Source organism: Streptomyces sp. 13-12-16 (genome assembly GCF_002114215.1).
Classification (GTDB): Bacteria; Actinomycetota; Actinomycetes; order Streptomycetales; family Streptomycetaceae; genus Streptomyces.
Window position 1 is genome coordinate 516 of the sequence record NZ_NCTE01001277.1, and the last position, 7,586, is coordinate 8,101.

Below are 7,586 nucleotides of genomic sequence, written 5' to 3' on the forward strand. Positions count from 1 at the left end.
ACCCCCGAGACCGTCGCCGCCTTCGCCGAGCTCGGCCTGACCGCCTCCGTCCAGCCCGCCTTCGACGCGCTGTGGGGCGGTGAGGACGGCATGTACGCGCGGCGCCTGGGAGCAGAGCGGGCCCGCACCCTCAACCCCTTCGCGGCGCTGCTGCGCGCCGGCGTCCCGCTCGCCTTCGGCTCCGACAGTCCGGTCACCCCCCTCGACCCCTGGGGCACGGTCCGGGCCGCCGCCTTCCACCGCACACCGGAGCACCGCGTCTCCGTGCGCGCCGCGTTCACCGCGCACACGCGCGGCGGCTGGCGGGCGGTCGGACGCGACGACGCGGGCGTCCTGGTGCCCGGCGCCCCCGCCGACTACGCCCTCTGGCACACCGGTGAACTCGTCGTCCAGGCACCCGACGACCGGGTGGCGCGCTGGTCCACCGACCCCCGCTCCGGTACCCCCGGCCTGCCCGACCTCGCCCCCGGCCGTGACCTGCCGGTCTGTCTGCGGACCGTGGTCGGCGGACGCACGGTGTTCGTACGGCCGGGCGAGTGATCCACGCGGGCGGCGCGGTGACGATCATGTGCCGCGCCCCTCTCCCGCGACCTGCGCGTCCTCCTCGCTGACCAGGCGTTCGAACCGCATCGCGCAGGTCGGGCGACTGTTGACAGGCGGCCGCGGAGGGCCGGTAGGTTCGGCCGGGTCCACCACCGGACACCCGGCCGGAGAACGTCCGGTCACCCGTGCCGGCACCGCTGGGTCAGGGACGGTGTGCCGCACCGGGGCACCGTCACTGGGAACCAGGCCCAGCGGCGGCGCGGTACCGAGGGACGTGCCGACCGGCCGGGGAGGTGCGACCCCCGGGTGGGGCCCGGGCGCTCAGTAGACAACGGCTCCAGGTCGATCCGCAGCCGGCGGGTCCCGGGCCGGCCCGAAGGGCGCCGGGCCCCATCCGCTGTTCCCCGCCCTCTTCGGCATGCCCAAAAAGTGTGTTCCTACCCGATCTTCGGTAAACGACACCACCATATGAACGTCCCGTCACGTCGGCGCGGGCCGTGCCCACTATGGTGGGACCCTGCGCACAGGACATGAAGGGGCAGTAGTGAACGACGGCGACGGGACCCTCGCGGCAGGATCCCAGGAGCGGAACTTCGGCCCGCTCGGCAGAGCTCTGGTGATCATCCCGACCTACAACGAGGCGGAGAACATCAAGGCGATCGTCGGCCGGGTGCGCGAGGCCGTTCCCGAGGCGCACGTTCTCGTGGCCGACGACAACAGCCCCGACGGCACGGGCAAGCTCGCCGACGAACTGGCCGCCGGGGACGACCACGTCCAGGTGCTGCACCGCAAGGGCAAGGAGGGCCTGGGCGCGGCCTATCTCGCGGGTTTCCGCTGGGGCATGGAACACGGCTACGGCGTACTGGTCGAGATGGACGCCGACGGCTCCCACCAGCCCGAGGAACTGCCCCGTCTGCTGACCGCCCTCAAGGGCGCCGACCTGGTGCTCGGTTCGCGCTGGGTGCCCGGCGGCCGGGTGGTGAACTGGCCGAAGTCCCGTGAGGTCATCTCGCGCGGGGGCAGCCTCTACTCGCGCGTGGCGCTCGACCTGCCGCTGCGCGACATCACCGGCGGCTTCCGCGCCTTCCGCCGCGAGACGCTGGAGGGCCTGGGCCTCGAGGACGTGGCCTCCCAGGGGTACTGCTTCCAGGTCGACCTGGCCCGCCGTGCCGTGAAGGCCGGCTACCACGTCGTCGAGGTGCCCATCACGTTCGTCGAGCGCGAACTCGGCGACTCCAAGATGAGCCGCGACATCCTCGTCGAGGCGCTGTGGCGGGTCACGGCGTGGGGCGTGGGGGAGAGGGTCGGCAAGGTCCTCGGACGCGGCGACGACAAGCAGCGGGCCGAGCCGGACGTCAAGCAGCCCGAGCCGGACGTCAAGCGGTCGGAACCGTAGGCGTACGGCCGTCTGTTCATCCCGGTGGTCCCGGTGGTCCCGCTTATCCCGCGCTGAGCCGGGCCCAGGCACACTGGGAGCATGACGACTGGCGCTCAGACCCCGTATCCCGCCCGGCCCCGGCGCTCCCGGCTGCGCACCTTCCTGCCGCTGGGTGTCGCCGCATGGCTCGTGCTGGAGACCTGGCTGCTCACCGTGGTCGCCGGGGCGTCGAACGGACTGGTGGTCCTCCTGATCCTGGTGGCCGGCCTCGTCCTCGGCTCGGCCGTCATCAAACGGGCCGGCCGGCGGGCCTTCAAGAACCTGACCGAGACGCTGCAACAGCAGCAGGGCGGGATGCTGTCCGAGGCCCGGCCGAACAGCAACAGCGAGGGCAACGGCCTGACGATGCTGGGTGGCCTGCTCCTGATCATCCCCGGCGTGATCTCGGACGCGGTGGGGCTGCTCCTGCTGGTGCCGCCGGTGCAGAAGGCCGTGAGCCGTCACGCCGAGCGGACCTTCGAGCGCAAGCTCCGTGAGGCCGCGCAGGGCTCTCTCGGGGACGCCTTCCAGCAGGCCCGTATGCGCCGGCCCGACGGCAAGGTCGTCCAGGGCGAGGTCGTCCGGGACGAACCCGGAGGCGCTCCGGAGGGCACCCCGCAGGGACCGCGCCCGCCGCTCACCCGCTGAGGGCGGCCGGGCCCGCACACACAGGACCGCGGGCGCCGTACGAGACGTACGGCGCCCGCGGTCCTGTGCCGCTGTGCGTTTGTGGCTTCGCCCAGGTCCCCGGCGGGATCAAGCCGACTTTCGGCTGTCCCTGGGGTGAACCGCGATGTTCATCGCACCGGAGCGCAGAACGGCGAGACGCTCCTCGAGGACCTCTTCGAGTTCCTCTCGGGTACGCCGCTCCATCAGCATGTCCCAATGCGTACGCGCGGGCTTGGCCTTCTTCTCCTCGGGGCCGTCGCCGTCCACCAGGAGTGCCTGGGCACCACAGACCTTGCACTCCCACTCCGGCGGGATCTCCGCCTCGACCGAGAAGGGCATCTCGAAGCGGTGCCCCTTCTCGCATGCGTACTCCACGGCCTGGCGCGGGGCCAGGTCGATGCCGCGGTCCGTCTCGTAGCTGGTCACCACGAGGCGCGTGCCGCGAAGAGCTCGCTCACTCATGAATCGTGCCTCCCGGGCTTGTCGCCCACAGGACAGGTGTCGCTGTCGTCGTCATCCGGTCAACGTCCGGGCGGCGGTAAAGATTCCCGTCCGGAGTTCCGATCCGGGTCATGCGTCGCCGTCGTAGCCGCAGCCTTGTCAACCAGTGCAGTACCCCCCGACGTCCGGTTTGTCACATCTACAAGGAGAAGCGACTCAGCGTTCGGCATCTTTGACGCGCAGTAACGGTACGCCTGGCAGGCCAAACGCGTACACTACAGCCCTTTCGCGCCCAGCGCTAAATCCGTTCGGGGACCGGGTTGCCCGCTTCGGTGATCGCCCGCCGCACCGGCACCCGCGCGAGCAGCGCGAATCCCAGGACGAAGAAGCCCACCAGGGAGATGATCGCGTCCCGGTAGCTGCCCGTCAGCTGGTAGGTGAGACCGAACAGCAGCGGCCCGAGCCAGCTCGTCCCGCGGTCGCTCACCTCGTACGCGGAGAAGTACTCGGCCTCCTTGCCGGGCGGTACGAGATGGGAGAAGAGCGAGCGGGACAGCGCCTGGCTGCCGCCGAGCACCAGGCCGATTCCGGCCGCCAGCACGAAGAACCACACGGGGGCCCCGGCGGGCAGGAAGTACCCGGCTGCCAGGGTCAGGGTCCAGGCGACCAGGGAGCCGAGGATCGCGCGCTTCGCGCCGTACCGCCGGGCCAGCCGGCCCAGCGCCAGCGCGCCCGCCACCGCCAGCACCTGGACCAGCAGCACGGCCGTGATGAGCGTCGACTGTCCGAGCCCCAGCTCCTTGGAGCCGTACACCGAGGCCTGGGTGATCACCGTCTGGATGCCGTCGTTGTAGACCAGGTACGCCAGCAGGAATCCCAGCGTCAGCGGGTGCCGGCGCATGTCGCGGACGGTCGCCGCGAGTTGCCGGAAGCCCGGCAGGGCCGCCTCCCGCGCGGGAGCGCGGCGGTCGCGCAGCCGGCGCAGCGGCACCAGCGCGAAGGCGCCCCACCACAGACCGGCCGACGCCAGGCAGATGCGCACCGCCATGCCCTCGGAGACACCGAAGCTCTCGTGACCCGTGTAGAGGACGAGGTTCAGGACGAGGACCAGGGACCCGGCCGCGTATCCGAAGGCCCACCCGAGCGAGGAGACCGCGTCGCGCTCCTCGGGCGGGGCGATCTGCGGGAGGTAGGAGTTGTAGAGCATCATCGCGACCGACTGCGCCGCGTTCGCCACCACCAGCAGCAGACCGCCGAGCAGATAGCGCTCGCCGCCCAGGAAGAACATGCCCGCCGTCGCCGCGGCCCCGGTGTACGCGGCGGCCGCGAGCAGCGGCTTCTTACGACCGGTGCGGTCGGCGGCGGCCCCCACCAGCGGCATCACCAGCACGGCCACGATCACCGACAGGGAGACCGAGTAGGCGAAGAAGGAGCCCGCGCGCACCGGTATGCCCAGCGGGTGGACGAACCCGTCCGCGTCCGCCGCGGCCTCGGCGACCGACGTCAGATAGGGACCGAGGAACACGGTGAGCACGCTCGTGGAGTACACGGAGCACGCCCAGTCGTAGAAGTACCAGCCGCGCTGCTCGCGCCGCCGGCCGGCGGCCTCGTCCCCCGCCGCTGACCGCACGGTGTCGGTGTCCACCCGTGCCCTCGCTTCCCCGTGAGCGCGAGGAGGCGGTCGGGCACGGGGTCTCAGACCCAGACGCCGCGGTCCTCCATGACCTTGCGCAGTGTGTCGATGTGATCGGTCATGATGCCATCCACCCCGAGGTCCAGGAGCCGGTGCATCCGCTCCGCCTCGTTGACCGTCCACACGTGCACCTGGAGCCCGAGCGCGTGGGCGGCCCGCACGAACCGGTGGTCGACCACCTGGACGCCCGACTGCTGCTCGGGGACCTGGGCGGCGACGGCCGACCGGCGTACCGCGGCCGGCAGTCCCCAGGACCGCAGTCGCAGGTTCAGCACGCCCCGGGTGCCGTAGGAGGTGGCCAGCCGGGGGCCGGCCAGCCGCTGGGCGCGCACCACGCGGGCCTCGGAGAACGAGCCGAGGCAGATCCGGTCCCAGGAACCGGTGCGCCCGACGAGGTCCAGGAACGGCAGCAGGGCCGGTTCGGCCTTCACGTCGACGTTCCAGCGGACCCCGGGGAAGGTCTCCAGGAGCTCCTCGAACAGGGGGACCGGTTCCTCGCCCGCCACGCGTGCGTGCGCCACGTCCCGCCACGGCAGGTCGGCGATCCGGCCCGCGCCGTCCGTCACCCGGTCGAGGGCCGCGTCGTGGAAGGCGACGAGCCGGCCGTCGCGCGTGACGTGGACGTCGGTCTCGATGTACCGGTAGCCCGCCTCGACGGCGCACCGGAACTGCCGGACGGTGTTCTCCAGGCCGTCCGCCGCCCCGCCCCGGTGGGCGAAGGCGATCGGGCCGGGACGGTCGAGGTAGGGGTGGCGTATCCGCGGGGTCACGGACGCAGTATCGCGCGCCGTGGCCGGCCGCCGGCGACGACCGTGCTGCCGTCGGACGACGGGGGGACGGCGAAGGCGCGCAGGAACAGCTGGGCGAGCGGGCCGATCGTCACCGCGTACAGCAGGGTGCCGACGCCCACCGTGCCGCCGAGGAGGAAGCCCGTGACGACGACCGTGATCTCGATGGCCGTGCGGACCAGGCGGACCGACACCCCGGTGCGCCGGTTCAGTCCCGTCATCAGTCCGTCGCGCGGGCCCGGGCCGAAGCGCGCCGCGATGTACAGTCCGGTCGCCGCGCCGTTGAGCACGATGCCCGCCGCCATCAGTGGCACGCGTACGGCCGTGGCGTGCGCGTCGGGGACCACGGCCAGGGTCGCGTCCATCGCCGCGCCGATCACCAGCACGTTGGAGACGGTGCCGAGGCCCGGCCGCTGACGCAACGGGATCCACAGCAGCAGCACCGCCGCGCCCACGAGGGTCAGCACCACGCCCATCGACAGTCCCGTCCGCTCGGACAGGCCCTGGTGCAGCACGTTCCACGGTTCGAGGCCGAGCCCCGACCGCACCAGCAGCGCCGAGCTCGCGCCGTACAGCGCCAGCCCCGCGTACAGCTGGAACAGCCGCCGTGCGAGATGCCCGCGCCGGGAGGAGTACCTGGCCAAAACGTGCCCCCTGTGGTGGAAGTGGACCGACGCATGACACCCTGTGGCTTGGTCGATGATGTCATCCATGGCCAATCCGGGGAAGGTGGACTGATTCTCATGGTGCAGTGGACCTCCGCAGTGGGTGCGGCGCAGCTCGCCCGGCTGCTCAACTCCCAGCAGGACCGCCCGGCCGGTCCCGGGACCCGCCGCCCGCCCGCCTACCGAGCGCTCGCCGACGGCATCCGCCTGCTGGTGCTGGAAGGACGCGTCCCGGTGGCCGCGCGGCTGCCCGCCGAGCGGGAACTGGCCCTCGCCCTCTCCGTCAGCCGCACCACCGTCGCCGCCGCCTACGAGGCGCTGCGCACCGAGGGGTTCCTGGAGTCACGGCGCGGCGCGGGCAGCTGGACCGCGGTCCCGGCCGGCAATCCGGTGCCCGCGCGGGGACTCGAACCGCTGCCGCCCGAGGCCCTCGGCTCGATGATCGACCTCGGCTGCGCCGCGCTGCCCGCGCCCGAGCCCTGGCTCACCCGGGCCGTCCAGGGCGCGCTGGAGGAGCTTCCGCCGTACGCGCACACCCATGGCGACTATCCCGCCGGGCTGCCCGCGCTGCGCTCGATGATCGCGGACCGCTACACCGCGCGGGGCATCCCGACCATGCCCGAGCAGATCATGGTGACGACCGGCGCCATGGGTGCCATCGACGCCATCTGCCACCTCTTCGGGGGACGCGGCGAGCGCATCGCCGTCGAGTCGCCGTCCTACGCCAACATCCTCCAGCTGATGCGGGAGGCCGGGGCCCGGCTCGTCCCCGTCGCCATGGCCGAGGGACTGGCCGGCTGGGACCTGGACCGCTGGCGCCAGGTGCTGCGCGAGGCGGCGCCCCGCATCGCGTACGTCGTGGCCGACTTCCACAACCCGACCGGCGCGCTCGCCGACGAGGACCAGCGGCGCCGCCTGGTGGACGCGGCGCGTTCCGCGGGCACGGTGCTGGTCGCCGACGAGACGATGAGCGAGCTGTGGCTCGACGCGGACGTGGAGATGCCGCGCCCGGTGTGCGCCTTCGACCCGGCGGGGTCCACGGTGATCACGGTCGGCTCGGCGAGCAAGGCATTCTGGGCCGGCATGCGCATCGGGTGGGTGCGCGCGGCCCCCGACGTCATCCGCAGCCTCGTCGCCGCACGCGCGTACGCCGATCTGGGCACGCCCGTGCTGGAACAACTGGCCGTGAACTGGCTGTTCGGCACCGGTGGCTGGGAACAGGCGGTGGAGGTACGGCGTGCCCAGGCCCGGCGGAACCGGGACGAGCTGGTGGCCGCGGTGCGGCGGGAGCTGCCCGACTGGGAGTTCGAGGTACCGCGCGGCGGACTCACCCTGTGGGTGCGCACCGGCGGTCTCTCGGGCTCCCGCCT

General features: G+C 72.5%; 8 protein-coding genes. 4 read left to right on the top strand and 4 right to left on the bottom strand.

The window, feature by feature from the left end:
- The 3 genes from B7767_RS39285 to fxsA all read left to right on the top strand — a co-directional run.
- A partial coding sequence (locus B7767_RS39285; protein ID WP_143652907.1) for an amidohydrolase family protein occupies positions 1 to 540 on the top strand: 540 nt, incomplete at its 5' end.
- Positions 541 to 1,087: 547 nt separating this feature from the next.
- Positions 1,088 to 1,939 carry a polyprenol monophosphomannose synthase gene (locus B7767_RS39290; RefSeq protein ID WP_107486589.1) on the top strand — a complete coding sequence of 284 codons (852 nt, stop codon included), beginning with the start codon at positions 1,088 to 1,090 and terminating at the stop codon, positions 1,937 to 1,939.
- An 81-nt stretch (positions 1,940 to 2,020) separates the two neighbouring features.
- Positions 2,021 to 2,608 (top strand): FxsA family membrane protein, encoded by a 588-nt coding sequence (gene fxsA / locus B7767_RS39295; protein WP_085576120.1) that lies wholly within the window; start codon positions 2,021 to 2,023, stop codon positions 2,606 to 2,608.
- Between the two features lie 108 nt (positions 2,609 to 2,716).
- On the opposite strand, the gene B7767_RS39300 is transcribed toward fxsA, so the two are convergent.
- The 4 genes from B7767_RS39300 to B7767_RS39315 form a co-directional block, all read right to left on the bottom strand.
- Positions 2,717 to 3,091, bottom strand: a complete 375-nt coding sequence (locus B7767_RS39300) for an RNA polymerase-binding protein RbpA (protein ID WP_003977404.1) — start codon at positions 3,089 to 3,091, stop codon at positions 2,717 to 2,719.
- Between the two features lie 277 nt (positions 3,092 to 3,368).
- A complete protein-coding gene (locus B7767_RS39305) occupies positions 3,369 to 4,715 on the bottom strand; it encodes an MFS transporter (RefSeq protein WP_085576121.1) in 1,347 nt (448 codons plus the stop codon).
- A gap of 50 nt (positions 4,716 to 4,765) precedes the next feature.
- Positions 4,766 to 5,533, bottom strand: coding sequence for a glycerophosphodiester phosphodiesterase (locus B7767_RS39310; protein WP_085576122.1), 768 nt, complete (start codon positions 5,531 to 5,533; stop codon positions 4,766 to 4,768).
- Positions 5,530 to 6,264 (bottom strand): YitT family protein, encoded by a 735-nt coding sequence (locus tag B7767_RS39315; RefSeq protein ID WP_373408276.1) that lies wholly within the window; start codon positions 6,262 to 6,264, stop codon positions 5,530 to 5,532. The genes B7767_RS39310 and B7767_RS39315 overlap by 4 nt, the downstream gene beginning before the upstream one ends.
- 30 nt (positions 6,265 to 6,294) lie before the next feature.
- Here B7767_RS39315 and B7767_RS39320 point away from each other — a divergent pair.
- Positions 6,295 to 7,586: PLP-dependent aminotransferase family protein (locus B7767_RS39320; RefSeq protein ID WP_085576127.1), on the top strand; the 1,292-nt coding region annotated here is incomplete at its 3' end.

What these genes read in the sequence shown, in the direction of transcription:
- fxsA (WP_085576120.1), top strand. Translation starts at nt 2,021, where the DNA reads ATGACGACTGGCGCTCAGACCCCGTATCCCGCCCGGCCCCGGCGCTCC.
- B7767_RS39300 (WP_003977404.1), bottom strand. Translation starts at nt 3,091, where the DNA reads ATGAGTGAGCGAGCTCTTCGCGGCACGCGCCTCGTGGTGACCAGCTAC.
- B7767_RS39315 (WP_373408276.1), bottom strand. Translation starts at nt 6,264, where the DNA reads ATGGATGACATCATCGACCAAGCCACAGGGTGTCATGCGTCGGTCCAC.